This is a genomic window from Micromonospora sp. CA-248089, from assembly GCF_050948515.1.
Classification (GTDB): domain Bacteria; phylum Actinomycetota; class Actinomycetes; order Mycobacteriales; family Micromonosporaceae; genus Micromonospora.
Map to the genome: position 1 here is coordinate 1,479,782 of NZ_CP192016.1, position 18,700 is coordinate 1,498,481.

The following is an 18,700-nucleotide window of genomic DNA, read 5'->3' on the forward strand; positions in this document are numbered from 1 at the left end:
TCGCCGACAAGACGCAAGGTAAACCGGGCTGAAAACCGTACGAGCGTACTGTTAGGCTGCCGGGGTGCGCCTGCTTCCCGAACCGGGCCCGTCCCGGATCCTCGCCCTCTCCACGCTCGTCAACACCGTCGGGCGCGGTACCTGGCTCACCGCCAGCGCGCTGTTCCTCACCCGGTCGGTCGGGCTCACGGTGGCTCAGGTCGGTGTGGCGCTCACGCTCACCGCGCTGGTCAGCCTGGTGGCGAGCACGCCGATGGGCTACCTCGCCGACCGCCTCGGCCCGCGCGGGCTCCAGCTGGCCGCGTTGCTCGCCTCGGCCGGGTGCACCGCCGCCCTGGTCGCGGTGCGCTCGTTCACCGGCTTCCTGGTCGTCGGCATGCTGATGGCGGTCGCCGACGCGGGCACCCGGGGCGCCCGGGGCGCGCTGATCGCCGGTGCCGTCCCACCCGACCAGCGGGTCCGCACCCGCGCCTACCTGCGGGCGGTCACCAACGTCGGGATCTCGGTGGGCACGGTGCTCGCCGGGTTCGCGCTCGCCGCCGACACCCGCGGCGCGTACGTCACGCTGATCCTGCTCGACGCGGCCACCTACGTGCTCGCGGCGGCGGTGCTGCTGCGGCTCCCGCCGGTGCCACCGGTGCCCGCCCCGGCGCACGGGCCGCGCCTGATCGCGCTGCGGGACCGCCCGTTCCTCGCCTTCACCGTGCTGGACGGGCTCATGTCCATGCACTTCTCGCTGATCAACATCGCCCTGCCGTTGTGGATCGCCGGGCACACCAGCGCGCCGAACTGGCTGATCTCGGTCTGCCTGCTCGTCAACACCGTGGTGGTGATCCTGTTCCAGGTCCGCGCCTCGCGGGGCACCGAGGACCTGACCGGCGCGGGCCGGGCCGCCCGGCGCGCGGGCGTCCTGCTCGCCGGCGCCTGCGCGCTGTTCGCGGCCGGAGGTGGCGTACCGGTCGCGGTGGCGGTGCCGCTGCTGCTGGCCGGCGCGCTGGTGCACGTCGTGGGCGAGCTGTGGCACGCCGCGGCCGGCTGGGGCATCTCCTTCGGCCTGGCTCCGGCGCACGCGCACGGGCAGTACCAGGGCGCGTACGGGATGGGCATGCAACTCGGCTCGATGGTCGCCCCGGTGGTGGTGACCACGCTCGCGATCGGGTGGGGCGTACCCGGCTGGCTCGTGCTCGGCGTGGTGTTCCTGCTGCTCGGCGCGCTGGTGCCGCCGGTGGTGCGGTGGGCCGCCCGGACCCGGCCGCCCGCGCCCGAACCGGTGCCGGTGCCGGCGGCCTGAGCGCCGCCCGTCCGGGTGCCCGGTCGGCCCGCGCACGCCGGGGTGGATCTGGCAGGCTGGTAGCCGTGCTCACGATGCCGGTACGCCAACTGGGGGAGTCGGAGCGCCGCGCGGTCGAGCGGCTGCTCGACCTCGACCCGTACGCCGGCGCGCAGGTCGCCGAGCGGGTGGCGGCACGCGGGCTGGCCTGGTGGCGGGCCGAGGCGCGGATCCTCGGGTACGGCTCCCGCCGGCACCTGGAGTCGATCTGCTGGCTGGGCGGCAACCTGACCCCGGTGCTCGCGTCCGAGTCGGCGGTGACCGCGTTCGCCGACCAGTTGAGTGCCGAGGAGCGGCTCTGTTCCTCGATCGTGGGCCGCGCCGACGCGGTGCTCGGGCTCTGGGACCGCCTCTCCGCGCACTGGGGGCCGGCTCGGGACGTACGCCCGAACCAGCCGCTGCTGGCGACGGACGCGTTGCCCGCCGTGGCGCCCGACCCGCACGTGCGCCGGGTGCGCGGCAACGAGGTCGACCGGCTGTTCCCGGCGGCGGTGGCGATGTACACCGAGGAGGTCGGGGTGTCGCCGCTGGCCGAGGACGGCGGGCGCGGCTACCGGCGGCGGGTGACCGAGCTGGTACGCGCCGGCCGCGCCTACGCCCGTTTCGTCGACGGCCGGGTGGTCTTCAAGGCGGAGCTGGCGGTGGTGACCCGCCGGACCGCGCAGGTGCAGGGCGTCTGGGTGGCGCCGGAGTGGCGCGGCCGGGGCATCGCCACCGCCGCGATGGCCGCCGTGGTCCGCGACGCGCTGGACCGGGTCGCGCCCACTGTCAGCCTCTACGTCAACGACTTCAACCTGCCCGCCCGGCGGGTCTACGAGCGCTGCGGCTTCCGCCCGGTCGGCACGCTCGCCACAGTGCTGTTCTGAGGATCACTCCCGCCAGAGGTTCCGAACCGGACAACCGGCGCTAGGCTGGGCATGTTTTTATACTGACTAGTCAGTTCGGAATTCGGGGTCCTGATGAACATCGTCGAGACCAGCGGCCTGGGGCTGCGGACCCGCCGGGGCTGGGTCTACCGGGACGTCGACCTCACCGCCGCGAGCGGTGAGCTGGTCGCGCTCACCGGCTCGCCTGGCAGCGGGCGCACCTCGTTGCTGCTCACCCTCGCCGGGCGCTTCCCGCACAGCCACGGCGACCTGCGCCGCCGGGGCCCGGCCGCGCTCGGCCAGGTGGCGGGCGTGCACGAACCCGACCCGACGCTCACCGTCGCCGAGCACATCACCGAACGCCTGCTGCTGCTCGGGCCGGTGCCGCGCCGCCGTCGCCGCCTCGTGCCGGTGGCTGCGGTGCGGGCCCGCCGGGCCTACCGCCGCGACGCCTATGCCACCGCCATCGCCGGTGCCGGGCTCACCGACGCCCCGCTGGACCCCGACCGGTACGGCCGTGACCTCAACCCGGTCGAGCGGCAGGTGCTCGGGCTGGTGCTGGCCAGCCTCGGCGGCCCCAGCCTGATCGTCGCCGACGACGTGGACGCCGGCGCCGACCGCCCCGAGCGGGAGTGGATGTGGGGCGCGCTGGAACGCCTCGCCGACCAGGGGTACGTGGTCGTCGCCAGCGCCCGCGCCGTCGAACCCGGCGTCGCCGCCACCGTGCACCGCATCGGCGACCCGGCAGTGCCCGCCCCCGCCCTTCCCACCGAGCCCGCTCCCGCCCTTCCCGCCGAGGTGCCCGCATGAGCGTCCTGCGACTGGCCCTGTTCGAGCTGCGCCGGATGACCCGGGGCCGGCTGCCGCGCGCCGCCCTCGCCGTGCTCACCGTCGTCCCGCTGCTCTACGGCGCCCTCTACCTGTACGCGTTCTGGGATCCCTACGGGAAGATGGACCGCATCCCGGTCGCCCTGGTCAACGCCGACCGCCCGGCCACCGCCGGTGACGGCAGCGAGGTGCACGCCGGCCGCGACCTGACCGAGAAGCTGCTCGACCGCAAGGTGTTCGGCTGGACCGTCACCGACCAGGCCGACGCCACGAAGGGGCTGCGCGACGGGCGCTACCACCTGATCTTCTCCATCCCGGAGGACTTCTCGGCCACGCTCGCCGCCGGCCCGGAACCGGACCGCCCGGCCCGGCAGGGCGAGCTGAAGGTCGTCAACGACGACGCCACCAACTACCTCTCCGGGCTGCTCGCCCGGTCGGCGTTCAGCGAGATCCGGGCCGCCGCCGCGCAGAGCACCGCCGCCACGTACTTCGACAAGATGCTGATCGGCTTCACCGACGCCAAGGCCGAGACCGGCCGCGCCGCCGACGGCGCCGGGAAGATCGCCGACGGGCTCGGCAGCTCCCAGCGGGGCGCCGATCAGCTCGCCGACGGGCTCGGGGATGCCACCGACGGCGCCGGGCAGCTCGCCGGTGGACTGAACCAGTCCGTCCAGGGCGCGGACAAGCTCGCCAAGGGCCTGCACCAGCTGCGCACCGGCGCCGCCCAGCTCGCCGACGGTGCCGGGCGCGCCGCCACCGAGACCAAGGCCGCGGCGGCCACCGTGAACGCCGCCGCCGACAGGTACGAGCCGGTGCTGCGCCGCAACGCCGACAAGATCCAGAAGGCGGCCACGCTCGTCGCCGACGGCGCGCAGCAGCTCGCCGCCGGGCTGGACGCGCTACCCGGCAGGGCCGCCGAGGTGGTCGCGACCGCCGAGGAGATCCGCGACCGGCTCGACGCGGTCGCGAAGGAGCACCCCGAGCTGGCCGACAACCCCGACTTCGCCGCCGCCCGCAAGGCCGCCGACCGGGCCGTCACGCAGGCCCGCTCCGTGGTGGCCGCGCTGGACAAGACCGACATGGCCACGCTGCGCAAGCAGATGACCGACGTGGCGAAGACCGCCCGCGAGGTGGCCGCCGCCGCGCCGCACCTGGCCGACGACGTCGCCTCCGCCCGCGCCAAGGTCAACGAGCTGGCCGGCGGGCTCGCCACCCTGGCCCAGGGCAGCGCCGAGCTCCGCGACGGGCTGGGCGACGCGTCGACCGGCGCGAACGAGCTGCGCGGCGGCCTCTACCGGCTCGCCACCGGCGCCCGCCAGCTCGACGGCGGCCTGGCCCAGCTCGGCAGCGGCAGCAACCGCCTGGTCGACGGGCTGACCCGGCTCGAGGGCGGTGCCGGGGAACTCGCCGACGGGCTCGCCGCCGGGGAACGGAAACTGCCCGGGTACGACGACGCGGCCACTCGCGCCGGCGTGCTCGGCGATCCGGTCGGCCTGATCCGCGACTCGCAGAACCCGGCCGGCTCGTACGGCGTGGGCTTCGCCCCGTACTTCCTGTCGCTGGCGCTCTGGGTCGGCGCGATGATCACCTACATGCTGTTACGGCCGGTCAACCGGCGGCACGTGATGTCCGGCGCGCCCGGCTGGCGGGTCGTGCTCGCCGGGTGGCTCCCGGCCGCCGGCATCGGCCTGGCCCAGGTCGCGGCGCTCTACACGGTGGTGACGCTCGGGCTCGGGCTCGACCCGAGGCACGGCGCGGCCACGTTCGGGCTGCTCGCCCTCAGCTCGCTGGCGTTCACCGCGATCATGCAACTGCTCGGCGTGGCGCTCGGCCCGGCCGGCCGGCTGGCCGCGCTGGCGCTGCTGATGCTCCAGCTCACCTCGTCCGGCGGCACCTATCCGGTGCAGACCTCGCCCGGCTTCTTCCAGGCGATCCACCCCTGGCTGCCGATGACGTACGTGGTGGACGGCCTGCGGCACACCATCAACGGCGGTACGACCGCACCCGTGGTCACCGCCACGCTGGTGCTGCTCGCGTTCGGGCTGGGCGCCATGGCGCTCACCGTCGGCGCGGCCCGCCGGTCCCGCCGGCTGACCCCGGCCAAGCTGCACCCCGAACTGACCATGTGAGGATGAGCCGGTGACGGACGGACGGACGCGCCGGCGCGAGGACACCCGCCAGCGCCTCTTCGTGGCGGCGGTGGACCTCATCGCCGAGCAGGGCTTCTCGGCCACCACGGTGGACGACATCGCGGCCCGGGCCGGTGTGGCGAAGGGGACCGTCTACTACAACTTCCAGTCCAAGACGGTCCTGTTCGAGGAGCTGCTGCGGCACGGCATCGGCCTGCTCACCGCCGACTTCCGGGCCGCCGTCGACGGGCTGCCGCCGCTGGAGGCGCTGGGCGCGCTGGTCCGCGCCCAGCTGGAGTACATCCGCCGCTACCGCGCCTTCGCCCAGCTCCTGCTCTCGGAGATGTGGCGCACCAACAGGGAGTGGCAGCAGACGCTGCGGCTGCTGCGCGGCGAGGCCATCGCGGTGATCGCCGAAACCGTGCAGGCCGGCGTGGACAGCGGTGATCTCCCCGCCGACCTGGACGTGCGTACGGCCAGTTCGGCGCTGTTCGGCGTGGGGCTCGTGGTGGCGGTGGACTGGCTGGTCTTCTCGCCGGAGCGGCCGATCGACGAGGTGCAGGAGTCGCTGCTCGGCATCGTCCGGCGGGTCGCCCGCACCTGACCAGCGGTCGGTAATTCGGTTGATTCCGGACCGCCGGACGGGTGAGGGTGAGGTCACCGCCCCCACGATCCGAGTCCGGAGGACCTTCCATGCGGCTGCTCCGAGATCTCTGGGCCACGGCGCCCCGGCGCATGGCGGCGGTCCTGCTGCTGATCGTGCTCGGCGCCGGTGGCCAGGCCGCCGCGTCCGCGCTGGCCGGGCCGGTGCTGGTGCACCGCTCGTCCGGCTGGTTCGTCGCGCTCGCGGTGGCGCTCGTCGCCGCCGTCGTCACCGACCTGCTGATCGGCCTGATCATGGCCCGCCTCACCGCCGACTGGTCGGCCGACGTGCGGCGGCGACTCTGCCGCGTCGCGCTCGGCCAGGACCTGCCCACCCTGGAGACCACGCCGGTCGGTGAACTGCTCGACCGGATCGACAACGACGTCTACCAGGTCGCCGCCGAGATGCGGAACACCGGCGTACGGCTCGCGCAGGGCCTCGCGGTCTGCGCCCTCGCGACGGTGAGCGCGCTGATCGTCTGGTGGCCCGCGGGCGTCGGCATGATCCTGCTCATCGCGCTGCTCGTGGTGACGCTGCGCCGCCCGACCGCCCGGATCGCCCCGGCCCGGATGGCCGAGGAGGAGGCGTGGTCCGACCTCGCGGCGGTGATGGAGGAGGCGGTGCACGGGCAGGACGACGTGCGCACCAGCCTCGCCCGGCCGTACGTGCTGCGCCTCTACGCCCGCCGCGCGGCCGAGGTGATCGCCCGGTGCGTCCGGGTCTTCCGGCTCTCCGCGCGGGTCACCGCCATCGCCGCGGGCGCGGTCGGGCTCGGCGTCGCGGGCGTGGTGCTGGCCGGTGCGTGGGCGCTCTCCACCGGCCGGGTGGACGCCGCCCGGCTCACCGCGATCTGGCTGCTGGTGATCGCGTTCGGCGCGACCGTCGAGCAGATCGCGCGCTGGGTGCCGCACCTGCAGCAGGCGTTCGGCGCGTGGGGCCGGGTGCAACTGCTCGCCGGGTCACCGCAGGAGCCGGAGGGCGGGGCCACCCCTGTCGACGGCGACCTGACCGTGCGCGGGCTCACCTACCGCTACCCGGCCGGCGGGGACGACCGCGGACCGGCGCTGCGCGACGTGCACCTCGACTTCGTCCGCGGGCGCTCGTACGCGCTCGTCGGGCGTACCGGCTCGGGCAAGTCGACGCTGGCGAAGGTGCTCACCCGGGCGGTGGACGTGCCGCGCGGGACGGTGTTCCTCGGCGGCACCGACCTGGCCGACCTGGACGTGGAGGAGTTGCGCCGGTGGATCGCCGTGGTGCCGCAGCGCACCGAGATCCTGGCCGGCACGCTGGCCGAGAACGTGGCGCTGTTCGACCCGGAGCTGCTGGACGCCGCCGAGCGCGCGCTGGCCGAGCTGGGCCTGGCCGGCTGGATCGCCGAGCTGCCCGACGGCGTGCACACCCGGCTCGGCGACGGCGGGTACGTGCTCTCCGCCGGGCAGGAACAGCTCGTCGCGTTCGCCCGCATCCTGGTCCGGGACCCGCACGTGGTGATCCTCGACGAGGCCACCGCGCGGCTCGACCCGGTCACCGAGAACCGGGTACGCGAGGCCACCGAACGGCTGCTCACCGACCGGATCGGCATCGTCATCGCGCACCGGCTCTCCTCGGTGCGCCGCTGCGACGAGGTGGTGGTGATGGCCGACGGCGCGGTACTGGAGGCCGGCCCCCTGCGCGAGTCGGCCCGCTTCGCCGAACTGCTCGCCACCAGCCACGCCGGGGCGTACGCCGGAGTGGGCGCCCGGGGCAGCGGCGTGAACCTGCTCGACGCGCCCGCCTGGGACGACGCCCCGGCCACGCCGACCGCACCCGCGACCCGGCCGGCCGCCGCGCCGCGCACCGACCCGCCACCCGCGCCGCCCACGCCGCCCGCGCGGACCATGCGGGAGATCTTCCGGCTGGGCACCAACGACACCCGGTACGGCCTGCTCTCGGTCGGCCTGTTCATCGTGATGACGGTGCTCGGGATGGACGGCGCGGTGCTGCCCTGGCTCTGGGCCGACCTGATCGGCGGCGGCGACCCGTGGCTGCCGGCGCTGGGCATCGTGGCCGCGCTGCTCGTGGTGCTGCCGCTGCCGTACCTGACGAACCTGTGGTTCCCGCAGTGGTGGATCCGGCAGATGCTGCGAATCAGCGCCCGGCTGGTGCACGGGCAGACCGGCGCTCGCCGGGTCAGCGGGCACACCCCGGCCGAGGTGGTGGCCCAGGGCGGCGACACCGACCGGGTGGTGCGCCTCGCCGACAACCTGATGGACCAGTTCATCTCGCTGACCATCGTGGTCGCCATGACGCTGGTGACCGGCAGTCTCGTACCGGCTCTGTTCTTCGTCGGCACGATGGTGGTCTCCGGGCTGGCGGCCACGCTGTTCGGGCCCCGGCTGGAACGCACCGCGGCCGGCACGGTGAAGGCGCGCGCCGCGTTCGCCACCGCCCTGGTGTCCGCGCTGTCCGCCGCCCGGACGGTGAAGCTGGCCGGCGCGACCCGCCCGGTGCTGCGCCACCTCGCCCGGCTGGACGAGGTCCGCAGCGAGCGGCAGCGACGCGAGATCGCCATGCAGGTGTGGGCCCGGTCCACCCCGTCGGTCGCCAGCGGCCTGCTGCCGATCGGTGCGTGGGCGCTCTACCTGGCCGGTGAGCTGTCGGCCGGTGCCGCGCTGGTGGCCGTCTCCACGCTGGGCGCGGCCCGCTGGTTCGCGTGGACCACCGCGTCACTGGTCTCGCAGTACCCGTCGGCGCGCGTGTGGACGAAGCGGACGGTGGCGATGACCGGCGAGGCCGTGTACGCGGCGCCGGTGCCGGGCCTGGACCTGGTCGCGGGCACCGCGCCCGCGCCCGAGGCGCCGCCCCGGCACCCGCTGCGCCGCCTGGAGCTGGCCGGCTTCGGCGCGCTGCACTCCGACGGCACGCTCGCCGTCCGCGACGTCGACCTCGTGGTCGAGCGCGGGCAGCTGGTGCTCGTCGTCGGCCCGGTCGGGTCCGGCAAGTCGTCGCTGCTGCGCGCGCTCGCCGGGATCGTGCACCACGTCGGCGAGCTGCGCTGGAACGGCGACCCGGTCACCGAGCCGGAGATGTTCCTGCGCCCCAACCAGGTCGGGTACGTCGGGCAGCTGCCGCGAGTGCTCTCCGGCACGGTGGCGGACAACATCGCGCTCGGCCACCAGGTCGACGCCGCCGGGGCGGTCTCGACCGCCCAGCTCGAACACGACCTGGCCGCCGCCGGGGGCGGGCTCGGGCTGCTGATCGGGCACAAGGGCACCCGGCTCTCCGGCGGTCAGCTCCAGCGGCTGGCGCTGGCCCGGGCGCTCGCACCGCGTACCGAGCTGCTGGTGGCCGACGACGTGTCGTCGGCGCTGGACGTGAGCACGGAGCTGGCGCTGTGGGCGGCGCTGCGCGAGCACGGGGTGACTGTGGTCGGCTCGACCGCGAAGCGGGCCGCCCTGGTACGGGCCGACCGAGTGGTCGTGCTGATCGACGGCACGGTGGCCGACCAGGGCACCTGGACCGACCTGGAACCCCGCTGGAACCACCTGGCCGGCTGACCACCCGGCCCGACCCCGTTGATCATGAAGTTGGCGGCGACAAATCGGACGCAGAACGCCGCCAACTTCATGATCGACGCGCAGGGTCAGAAGGCCCGGGCGTACTGGTCGGGCCAAGTTGGGGTGGCGCCCAGCTTGGCGGCGGCGCGGCGCGGCCAGTACGGGTCGCGCAGCAGTTCCCGGCCCAGCAGCACCAGGTCGGCCTCGCCGCCGGCCACGATCTGCTCGGCCTGCTCGGGCTCGACGATCAGGCCGACCGCGCCGGTCGGCACCCCGGCGTCGCGGCGGATCCGGGCGGCCAGCGGCACCTGGTAGCCGGGTCCGACCGGGATGGACGCCTTGACCGCCGCGCCACCGGAGGACGTGTCGACCAGGTCGACGCCGGCGGCGGCCAGCTCTCCGGCGAGCACCACGCTGTCCTCGACGGTCCAGCCGCCGTCGGTCCAGTCGGTGGCGGAGATCCGGGTCAGCACCGGCACGGATTCGCCGACGGCGGCGCGTACCGCGCGGGCCACCTCCAGGGTGAGCCGCATCCGGGCGGCCCGGTCGCCGCCCCAGCCGTCGGTGCGCCGGTTGGTCAGCGGGGACAGGAACTCGTGCAGCAGGTAGCCGTGCGCGGCGTGGATCTCCACGGCGGCGAACCCGGCGTCGAGCGCCCGCCCGGCGGCGCCGGCGAAGGCGTCCACCACGGCGGCGATGCCCGCCTCGTCCAGCGCGGTGGGCGTGCGGTACTCCGGCACGAACGGCTGGTCACCGGGGCCGACCGGGGTCCAGCCGCCCTCGGCGTCCGGCACGCCGCCGCGCGCCGGTGCCCACGGCCGGTACGTGGACGCCTTGAACCCGGCGTGCGCGAGCTGCACCGCCGGGACCGCACCCTGACCGGCGACGAACGCGGTGATCGGCCGCCACGCGTCGACGTGCGCGCCGGACCAGAGGCCGGTGTCCTGCGGGCTGATCCGGCCCTCGGGCACCACAGCCGTCGCCTCGGTGATGACGAGCCCGGCCCCGCCGACCGCGCGGGAGCCGAGGTGGACGCGGTGCCAGTCGGTGGGCAGGCCGTCGGGCCCGGCGCTGTACTGGCACATGGGCGCCAGCGCGATCCGGTTGGGCAGCGTGACGCCGCGCAGGGCGAGCGGGGTGAACAGGGCGCTCATTCTCGGATCCTCCGGTCGTGGCAACGGGTGCGCCTCCGTGCGGGAGACGCACCCGTTGGAGTGTGGATCAGGCGGGTACGGGGTCGAGTCGCTCGGTCTCGACCGGCTCGATCAGGTCGCGCTTGCCGGCCGAGTCGTACGCGGCCCGGTCGAGCGTCCCCTCCCGGGCGGCCACGATGGTCGGCACCACCGCCTGGCCGGCCACGTTCGTGGCGGTACGGATCATGTCCAGGATCGGGTCGATCGCCAGCAGCAGGCCGGCACCGGCCAGCGGCAGGCCCAGCGTGCTCAGGGTCAGCGTGAGCATGACGATCGCGCCGGTCAGGCCGGCGGTCGCGGCCGAGCCGACCACCGAGACGAACGCGATGAGCAGGTAGTCGGTGACGCCCAGGTTCACGCCGAACACCTGCGCCACGAAGATCGCGGCGAGCGCCGGGTAGATGGCGGCGCAGCCGTCCATCTTCGTGGTGGCGCCGAACGGCACCGCGAACGAGGCGTACTCGCGGGGGACGCCGAGGCGCTCGACCGAGCGCTGGGTCACCGGCATGGTGCCCACCGACGAGCGGGAGACGAACGCCAGCTCGATGGCGGGCCAGGCGCCGGCGAAGAAGCGCAGCGGGTTGAGCTTGCCGGCCACCGCCAGCAGCACCGGGTAGACCACGAACAGCACCAGCGCGCAGCCGACGTAGACGGCGGTGGTGAACTTCGCGAGCGGGGCCAGCAGGTCCCAGCCGTACGAGGCGACGGCGTTGCCGATCAGGCCCAGCGTGCCGATCGGGGCGAGCCGGATGACCCACCAGAGCGCCTTCTGCACGATCGAGAGCAGCGAGCGGTTGAGCGACACGAACGGCTCGGCGGCGTCGCCGACGAGCAGCGCGGCGGCGCCCACCACCAGGGCGAGGAAGACGATCTGCAGGACGTTGCCCTCGACGAACGCGCCGACCGGGTTGGTCGGGACGATGCCGGTGAGGAAGTCGATCCAGGAGCCGGTGGTCTTCGGCGCGGTGGCGCCGGCCGGGTCCAGGTTGACGCCCCGGCCCGGGTCGGTGAGCAGGCCGAGGCCGATGCCGATGCTCACCGCGATCAGCGCGGTGACGGCGAACCAGAGCAGCGTCTTGACGGCGAGCCGGGCGGCGTTGGCGACGCCGCGCAGGCTGACCACGCTGACCACGATGGCGGTGAAGACCAGCGGCGGCACGGCGAGCTTGAGCAGCTGGACGAAGAGGCCGCCGACGGTGTCGAGCGTGCTGGTCAGCCAGGCGAGGTCGGCGGCGCGGGCGAGGAAACCGAGCGCCACGCCGAGCACGAGGCCGAGCAGGATCTGGACGGAGAAGGGAATTCTGCGCAGGGCGGAAGTCATGAGGACGGATCCAAGGTCTGGAGAGGGAAGGCGGGCGTCAGGGCGTGGAGCTACGCCGGACAGACGCCGCTGGCCTGCCGTCGCAGATCGACGTACAGGCGCTCGGTGAGGCACCAGACATTGGTCATCGTCGCGACACGTTACTCCCTTCTTGCGCCGGAATGGAAGGACCGTCGGTCGTGAGGCTCCTTACAGCCAGGTAGCCGGCGGTGGCCAGCCCCCACGCGGCGACCACGACCAGCAGCACCCGCTCCGACAGCCCGAGCAGCGGGCTGCGGCCGACCAGCAGCAGTGCCAGCGCGACCACGGCGGCCACCGGTAACGCCAGCGCCGCGCCGACCGCGGCGATCCGCCGCAACCCCAGGTCCGCCTCCGGGGAGAACAGCAGCGCCAGCATGGCGAGGACCACCACGGCGGTCGCCGCGATGCTGGCCCCGCCGTGCACCAGGTCGGCCACCGTGGGCGCCTCGAACGGCGGCAGCGGGCAGCCCTCGCTGCACGTGACCGCGCCGGAGAGCACCGTGGCCACCGCGCCGACGCCGAGCAGCCCGGCCGCCGCCCGTAACCCCGGCGGCAGCGCCCCGGCGAGCAGCAGCAGCGACGCGGCCACCGAGAAGATCCCGATCCGGTACGCCCCGGCGTACCCGCTGTCGGCGATGCCCGCCTCACTCACGTACCCGGCGGGGCCCGGACCGGGACCGGCGACCACCGCAACGGTCACCGCGGCGACGCCGGCGGCCAGGCAGACGGCGGCGAACGCGGCGGCGATCCGGCGGCCGGTGTCCTCAGCCACGTCCGTGCGGGGTGGTCCAGCCGGACAGATCCGGGCCGAGCGGCACGATCCGGGTCGGGTTGATCATGTCGTGGGTGGCGTAGTAGTGCCGCTTGATGTGGTCGAAGTCCACCGTCTCGCCGAAGCCCGGCGTCTGGAACAGGTCCCGCGCGTACGCCCAGAGCACCGGCATCTCGGTGAGCTTGCGCTCGTTGCACTTGAAGTGCCCGTGGTACGCCACGTCGAAGCGCACCAGCGTGGTGAACAGGCGCACGTCCGCCTCGGTGATCGCGTCGCCCATCAGGTAGCGCCGACCGGACAGCCGCTCGCTCAGCGCGTCGAGGCGGGCGAACAGCGCGGTGAACGCCTCGTCGTACGCCTCCTGCGAGGTGGCGAAGCCGCACCGGTAGACGCCGTTGTTGACGTCCCGGTGGATCTCCGCCATGAGCGCGTCCATCTCCGGGCGCAGCTCGACCGGGTAGAGATCGGGCGCGTCCGGCGCGTGGAACCGCCGCCACTCGGTCGAGAAGTCCAGCGTGAGCTGCGGATAGTCGTTCGTCACCACCCGCCCGGTGAGCGTGTCCACGAGCGCCGGCACTGTCACCCGGCCGGTGTAGTCCCTGTCGGTGGACAGGTACGCCTCGGACAGGAAACCGATGCCGAGCACCGGGTCGAAGCCGTCCGGGTCGAGCGCGAACCGCCAGCCCCGCTCGTCCCGGATCGGGTCGACGGTGCCCAGCGAGATCACCTCGTCCAGGCCCAGCAGGCCGCGCACGATCCGGGCCCGGTGCGCCCACGGGCAGGCCCGGCACCAGATCAGCCGGTAGCGGCCCGCCTCCAGTGGCCAGCGCCCCGCATCGTCCGGCCCGCCGCCCTCGGGTGAGGTGGAGTGCGGGGTGACCCGGCCGGTGAACCGGTTGGGCTGGCGGACGAACGCGCCGCCGCCGCTGGTCTCTGCGCTGAACTGAGCCCCGGACATGCGGCAAACCTATCCGCTCGGGTCACGGATATCCTGGCGCCGGGTACTCCCGCGACCCGCCGACCGACCCCTTCCCACCCCCCGAAGGACGTACGCGCGATGACAGTGGCCTATCTCGTTGCCGGAGTCCGTACCCCGATCGGCCGGTACGCCGGCGCCCTGGCCGGGGTCCGCCCCGACGACCTGGCCGCGCACGTCGTCCGCGAGCTGGTGTCCCGCCACCCGTCGGTCGACTGGGCCCGCACCGACGACGTGATCCTGGGCTGCGCCAACCAGGCCGGTGAGGACAACCGCAACGTGGCCCGGATGGCGGCGCTGCTCGGCGGCCTGCCGGAGGAGGTGCCGGGCAGCACCGTCAACCGGCTCTGCGGCTCCGGGCTGGACGCGCTCGCCTCCGCCGCCCGCGCGATCGTCGCCGGGGAGGCCGACCTGGTGGTGGCCGGCGGCGTGGAGAGCATGAGCCGTGCGCCGTTCGTCATGCCGAAGGCGGCCACGCCGTTCGCCCGCACCGCCGAGGTGTACGACACCACGATCGGCTGGCGGCTGGTCAACCCCCTGATGCGCAAGGGCTGGGGCGTCGACTCGATGCCGGAGACGGCGGAGAACGTCGCCGCCGAGTTCGGCGTGGACCGGGCCGCGCAGGACGCCTTCGCGTACCGGTCGCAGCAGCGGGCCGCCAAGGCACAGGCCGACGGCCGGCTGGCCGAGGAGATCGTCCCGGTGACGGTGCCCGCCGGCAAGCGGGAGACCAAGCTGGTCGAGGCCGACGAGCACCCGCGCGAGACGACGCTGGAGAAGCTCGCCGCGCTGCCCACCCCGTTCCGCGAGGGCGGCACCGTCACCGCCGGCAACTCCTCCGGCGTCAACGACGGCGCCGTCGCGCTGCTGGTCGCGTCCGCGGCCGCCGTCGAGCGCTACGGCCTCACCCCGCTGGCCCGGGTACGCGGCGCCGCGTCGGCGGGCGTACCGCCACGGATCATGGGCATCGGCCCGGTTCCGGCGACCCGGAAGCTGCTCGACCGGACGGGCCTGTCGCTCGCCGACGTGGACGTGATCGAGCTGAACGAGGCGTTCGCCGCGCAGTCGGTGGCGGTGCTGCGCGAGCTGGGCCTGCCGGAGGACGCCGAGCACGTCAACCCCGGCGGCGGGGCCATCGCGCTGGGTCACCCGCTCGGCGCCAGCGGTGCCCGGCTGGCGTTGACCGCCGCGCTGGAACTGCGTCGCCGGGGCGGCCGGCGGGCGCTCGCCACCATGTGCATCGGAGTCGGTCAGGGCATCTCGATGCTGCTGGAGTCGGCCGACTGAACCGGGGCGCCCGCATCGCCTCAGGTGGATCTCCCGAACCCGGCCGTACGCGCCTAGAGTGGTGTAGACCACATGATCCGCCATCGACGGCGGACGACGACCTGGGGGACCGAGCGATGCAGACGCCGGAGAGCCTTCCCACCGAGATCGACCTGAGCCGGCCGAGCGCCGCCCGGGTCTACGACTACTTCCTCGGCGGGGCGCACAACTTCGAGATCGACCGGCAGCTCGCCGAACAGATCGCGGCCATGACGCCGAACCTGGCCGCCACGATGCGCTCCGGGCGGGAGTTCCTGCGCCGGGCCGTACGCGTGCTGCTCGACGCCGGCATCGACCAGTTCCTCGACATCGGCTCCGGCATCCCCACCGTCGGCAACGTGCACGAGGTCGCCCAGACCGCCGACCCGGACGCCCGCATCGTGTACGTGGACATCGACCCGGTGGCCGTGGCGCACAGCCACGAACTGCTCGCCGGCAACGACCGGGCCACCGCGGTCCTGGCCGATCTGCGCGAGCCGAAGCTGATCCTGGACCACGCCCGCGCCAGCGGCCTGATCGACTTCGACCGGCCGCTGGGCATCCTGCTCGCCGGCGTGGTGCACTTCGTGCCGGACGCGGACCGCCCGGCCGACATCCTGGCCACGCTGCGCGCCGCCGCCGCACCCGGCAGCTACCTGGTCATCTCCCACTCCACCTTCGAGGACCAGCCGCAGGAGATGCTGGACGCGCAGCGGCTGTCGGCGCGTACCGCCACCGAGATCACGTTGCGCTCCCGGGCCGAGATCACCGGCTTCTTCGGCGACTGGACGATCCTCGAGCCGGGCGTGGTGCACATGCCGCTGTGGCGGCCCGACTCCCCGTCCGACGTGGACGAGCACCCGGAGCGGTTCGGAGCCTTCGGCGGCGTCGCCCGGCACGACCGCGCCGCCGGCTGAGCCCATGCGCACCCCGGACAGCGACGGGGGAGACGTCAGCCGGCCCGGCGCCGCCGCGTACGCCGCCGAGTGGGCACGTGCGGTGCGCCGCATCGGGTTCGTGCCGTTGAGCGCGGCCGAGACCGAGCGCCTGCTGGTGCCGCTCACCGAACGGCTCGGCGAGGCCCTGCTCGCCCCCACCTTCTCCGCCGGCCCGGCGGAGGAGGTGGGGCGTGCCCTGGTGCAGGCGCATCTCACCGAGCCCGGCGTGCTCGACTGGTCGGTGCAGGCACTCGGCGACCGGTTCCTGCCCTGGGTGCTGCCGTCGCGGACGGAGTCGCCGGAACTGCGTGAACGGGTCGCGTTGCTCCAGGGCGCGTTCGCCGCCGGGTTCGCCCGCGCGCTGCGCGACCGGGTCTTCAGCCAGCAGGAGCGGATCGCCAGGTCCGCCTGGCAGGCCCGGGACACCGTCGAGCAGGCGTTGCGGGACAGCGAGGCGCGGTTCCGGGCGGTCTTCACCGGGGCCGTCATCGGCATCGGCATCGCCGGGGTGGACGGGCAGATCATCGAGGTCAACCAGGCCTTCGCGGACATGCTCGGCTACACCGTCGCGGAGATGCGGCGGATGAACGTGTCGGCGCTGGCCTATGCCGACGACGCGGCCGGGATGTGGGAGCTGTACCAGGAGGTGATCGAGGGCAAGCGGGACAGCGCCCGGGTGGAGAAGCGCTACTACCGCAAGGACGGCAGCGTGGTCTGGACCGACCTCGCGGTCTCGCTGATCCGGCACGACGACGGCCGGCCCCGGTTCACCGTCGCGATGGTGGAGGACATCACCCAGCGGTACGAGCTGCAGCAGCGGCTGCGCTTCCAGGCGCTGCACGACCCGCTGACCGGCCTGCCCAACCGGACGCTGTTCTTCGAACAACTCGGCGAGGTCTTCGACGGCGCCGGCCCGGACCAGCGCGTCGGCCTCTGCTTCATCGACCTGGACGGCTTCAAGGCGGTGAACGACAGCCTCGGCCACGACCTGGGCGACCGGCTGCTCAAGGTGATCGCCCGCCGGCTCAGCGACTGCGTGGCCGGGCGCGGTCACCTGGTGGCCCGGATGGGCGGCGACGAGTTCGTCATCCTGGTCGACTCCGACGGCGGCATCGACGACGCGGTGGAGGTCGCCGAACTGGCCCTGGCCGCGGTGTCCGCGCCGGTGCACGTCGGCGACCAGCAGTTGGCCGTGTCGGCGAGCATCGGCATCGTGGAGTGCCCGGCGGCGGAGACGAGCGTCGGTGACCTGATGAAGGCCGCCGACACCACGCTCTACTGGGCCAAGGCGGAGGGCCGGGGCCGCTGGGCGGTGTACGACCCGGAGCGCAGCGCCGCCGACATCGCCCGCTCCGCGCTGGCCGCGAACCTGCCCGCCGCGCTGGACCGGGGCGAGTTCGTGCTGCACTACCAGCCGATCGTGTCGCTGCTGGACGGCACGATGGTGGCGGTCGAGGCGCTGGTCCGCTGGCAGCACCCGGAACTGGGGCTGATCGGGCCGGACCGGTTCATCGGGCTGGCCGAGGAGACCGGCCTGATCGTCCGCCTCGGCGCCTGGGTGCTGCGTCAGGCCTGCCGCGACGCCGAGTCGTGGCGGCGCGCGTACCCGGACACCACGCCAGTGGTGAGCGTCAACCTGGCCGCGCGGCAGGCCGACGACCCGGCCATCGTGGAAACGGTGGCCGAGGCGTTGCAGCACACCGGCCTGCCGGCGGAGCTGCTGCAACTGGAGCTGACCGAGAGCGCCGTCATGGGCAGCGCCGGTGAGCCGTTGCGGACGCTGCACCAGCTGGCCGATCTCGGGCTGCGGCTGGCCATCGACGACTTCGGCACCGGCTACTCGAACCTGGCGTACCTGCGGCGGCTGCCGATCCACTGCGTGAAGCTGGCCGGTCCGTTCGTCGAGGGGATACGGGGTGACGGCGGGGACGCGGTGGCCGACCACCGGGACGAGCGGATCGTGGACGCGCTGGTCCGGCTGGCGCACGCGCTGGAGCTGTCGGTGACGGCCGAGGCGGTGGAGACCGAGGTGCAGGCCGAACGGCTGCGGGCGCTACGGTGCGACACCGGGCAGGGCCGGCTGTTCGGCGCACCGATGCCCGCCGACGGCATCCGCGCCCGCCTGGGCGGGTAGGAGAGAACTGTGAGCCTTACCGATTCGCAGGCCGTCGTGTCGGTGGTCACCGCGCTGGCGATCGTCGCCGGCCTGGCCGGGGTGGTGGTGCCGGGGCTGCCGGCGCTGCCGCTGTGCTGGGGCGGAGTGCTGGTGTGGACGCTGTTCGGCGACGCCGGACCGGGCCGCTGGGCGGTGCTCGCCGCCGCCACGGTGATCGCCGCGGGCGGCACCGTGCTCAAGTACCTCTGGCCGGGGCGGAACCTGAAGCGGACCGGCGTGCCCACCACGTCGCTGCTGGCGGGCGGGCTGCTCGGGGTGGTCGGGTTCTTCGTCATCCCGGTGGTCGGGCTGCCGATCGGCTTCGTCGGCGGGATCTTCGGCGCGGAGCGGCTGCGGCTCGGCGACACCCGCCTGGCCTGGCCGGCCACCGTGCAGGCGCTCAAGGCGGCCGGGCTGTCGATGGTCCTGGAGTTCACCGCCGGCCTGATGATCGCCGCGCTGTGGGTCGCGGGGTTGCTGTTCGTCTAGAGGTGCGGCGGCGCGGGGCGTCCGGAGGGTACGGCCGAGCGCCGTACATCAGTGAGAGAGAGGTGGACGCCGCGCGCCGCCGCGGACCGGGCGTTGCCGAGCGCCCGGTGCCGGCCCGTCGGGTCGGGCCTGGTCACGCCCACAATGATGCCCCTCGTGGGATCGGGCGACAACGCAATTACCGGGCTACGTATTGAC

Annotated in this window: 14 protein-coding genes; 10 read left to right on the plus strand and 4 right to left on the minus strand. The window is 74.2% G+C overall.

What is annotated here, in order from left to right; translation table 11 throughout:
* The first annotated feature begins 64 nt into the window (after positions 1–64).
* The 6 genes from ACQP26_RS07315 to ACQP26_RS07340 all read left to right on the plus strand — a co-directional run bounded on the left by ACQP26_RS07315 (position 65) and on the right by ACQP26_RS07340 (position 9,332).
* Positions 65–1,291, plus strand: a complete 1,227-nt coding sequence (locus ACQP26_RS07315) for an MFS transporter (protein WP_281578742.1) — start codon at positions 65–67, stop codon at positions 1,289–1,291.
* Between the two features lie 65 nt (positions 1,292–1,356).
* Entirely contained in the window at positions 1,357–2,196 is an 840-nt protein-coding gene (locus tag ACQP26_RS07320) for a DUF4081 domain-containing GNAT family N-acetyltransferase (RefSeq protein WP_269701441.1), read from the plus strand.
* 93 nt (positions 2,197–2,289) lie between these two features.
* On the plus strand, positions 2,290–3,006 hold the full coding sequence (locus tag ACQP26_RS07325; protein WP_433495279.1) for an ATP-binding cassette domain-containing protein: 717 nt from the start codon (positions 2,290–2,292) through the stop codon (positions 3,004–3,006).
* Positions 3,003–5,153, plus strand: coding sequence for a YhgE/Pip family protein (locus tag ACQP26_RS07330; protein WP_433495280.1), 2,151 nt, complete (start codon positions 3,003–3,005; stop codon positions 5,151–5,153). Before ACQP26_RS07325 ends, ACQP26_RS07330 begins: the two co-directional genes overlap by 4 nt.
* A gap of 10 nt (positions 5,154–5,163) precedes the next feature.
* On the plus strand, positions 5,164–5,757 hold the full coding sequence (locus ACQP26_RS07335; RefSeq protein WP_433495281.1) for a TetR/AcrR family transcriptional regulator: 594 nt from the start codon (positions 5,164–5,166) through the stop codon (positions 5,755–5,757).
* Positions 5,758–5,846: 89 nt separating this feature from the next.
* A complete protein-coding gene (locus ACQP26_RS07340) occupies positions 5,847–9,332 on the plus strand; it encodes an ATP-binding cassette domain-containing protein (protein ID WP_433495282.1) in 3,486 nt (1,161 codons plus the stop codon).
* Between the two features lie 86 nt (positions 9,333–9,418).
* On the opposite strand, the gene ACQP26_RS07345 is transcribed toward ACQP26_RS07340, so the two are convergent.
* The 4 genes from ACQP26_RS07345 to ACQP26_RS07360 all read right to left on the minus strand — a co-directional run bounded on the left by ACQP26_RS07345 (position 9,419) and on the right by ACQP26_RS07360 (position 13,597).
* Entirely contained in the window at positions 9,419–10,486 is a 1,068-nt protein-coding gene (locus tag ACQP26_RS07345; RefSeq protein ID WP_433495283.1) for an NADH:flavin oxidoreductase/NADH oxidase, read from the minus strand.
* Positions 10,487–10,553: 67 nt separating this feature from the next.
* The gene (locus ACQP26_RS07350) at positions 10,554–11,834 is read right to left on the minus strand and encodes a dicarboxylate/amino acid:cation symporter (RefSeq protein WP_181373726.1); all 1,281 of its coding nucleotides are present in this window, start codon (positions 11,832–11,834) and stop codon (positions 10,554–10,556) included.
* Between the two features lie 136 nt (positions 11,835–11,970).
* Positions 11,971–12,639, minus strand: coding sequence for a DUF998 domain-containing protein (locus ACQP26_RS07355; protein WP_269701410.1), 669 nt, complete (start codon positions 12,637–12,639; stop codon positions 11,971–11,973).
* Complete coding sequence (locus tag ACQP26_RS07360; RefSeq protein ID WP_433495284.1) at positions 12,632–13,597, minus strand: glutathione S-transferase family protein; 966 nt, start codon at positions 13,595–13,597, stop codon at positions 12,632–12,634. The genes ACQP26_RS07355 and ACQP26_RS07360 overlap by 8 nt, the downstream gene beginning before the upstream one ends.
* Positions 13,598–13,696: 99 nt before the next feature.
* On the opposite strand from ACQP26_RS07360, the gene pcaF reads away from it, so the two are divergent.
* The 4 genes from pcaF to ACQP26_RS07380 all read left to right on the plus strand — a co-directional run bounded on the left by pcaF (position 13,697) and on the right by ACQP26_RS07380 (position 18,502).
* Entirely contained in the window at positions 13,697–14,902 is a 1,206-nt protein-coding gene (pcaF, locus tag ACQP26_RS07365; protein WP_269701409.1) for a 3-oxoadipyl-CoA thiolase, read from the plus strand.
* Between the two features lie 116 nt (positions 14,903–15,018).
* The gene (locus tag ACQP26_RS07370) at positions 15,019–15,837 is read left to right on the plus strand and encodes an SAM-dependent methyltransferase (RefSeq protein WP_269701408.1); all 819 of its coding nucleotides are present in this window, start codon (positions 15,019–15,021) and stop codon (positions 15,835–15,837) included.
* A gap of 4 nt (positions 15,838–15,841) precedes the next feature.
* A complete protein-coding gene (locus ACQP26_RS07375) occupies positions 15,842–17,992 on the plus strand; it encodes a putative bifunctional diguanylate cyclase/phosphodiesterase (RefSeq protein WP_269701407.1) in 2,151 nt (716 codons plus the stop codon).
* Positions 17,993–18,001: 9 nt separating this feature from the next.
* Entirely contained in the window at positions 18,002–18,502 is a 501-nt protein-coding gene (locus ACQP26_RS07380; protein WP_281578734.1) for a DUF456 domain-containing protein, read from the plus strand.
* Positions 18,503–18,700 lie beyond the last annotated feature (198 nt).

Bases quoted from the DNA above. Each gene is read 5' to 3' on its own strand.
- ACQP26_RS07325 (WP_433495279.1), top strand. From the start codon at position 2,290: ATGAACATCGTCGAGACCAGCGGCCTGGGGCTGCGGACCCGCCGGGGC.
- ACQP26_RS07340 (WP_433495282.1), top strand. From the start codon at position 5,847: ATGCGGCTGCTCCGAGATCTCTGGGCCACGGCGCCCCGGCGCATGGCG.
- ACQP26_RS07330 (WP_433495280.1), top strand. From the start codon at position 3,003: ATGAGCGTCCTGCGACTGGCCCTGTTCGAGCTGCGCCGGATGACCCGG.
- ACQP26_RS07345 (WP_433495283.1), bottom strand. From the start codon at position 10,486: ATGAGCGCCCTGTTCACCCCGCTCGCCCTGCGCGGCGTCACGCTGCCC.
- ACQP26_RS07375 (WP_269701407.1), top strand. From the start codon at position 15,842: ATGCGCACCCCGGACAGCGACGGGGGAGACGTCAGCCGGCCCGGCGCC.
- ACQP26_RS07370 (WP_269701408.1), top strand. From the start codon at position 15,019: ATGCAGACGCCGGAGAGCCTTCCCACCGAGATCGACCTGAGCCGGCCG.
- pcaF (WP_269701409.1), top strand. From the start codon at position 13,697: ATGACAGTGGCCTATCTCGTTGCCGGAGTCCGTACCCCGATCGGCCGG.
- ACQP26_RS07360 (WP_433495284.1), bottom strand. From the start codon at position 13,597: ATGTCCGGGGCTCAGTTCAGCGCAGAGACCAGCGGCGGCGGCGCGTTC.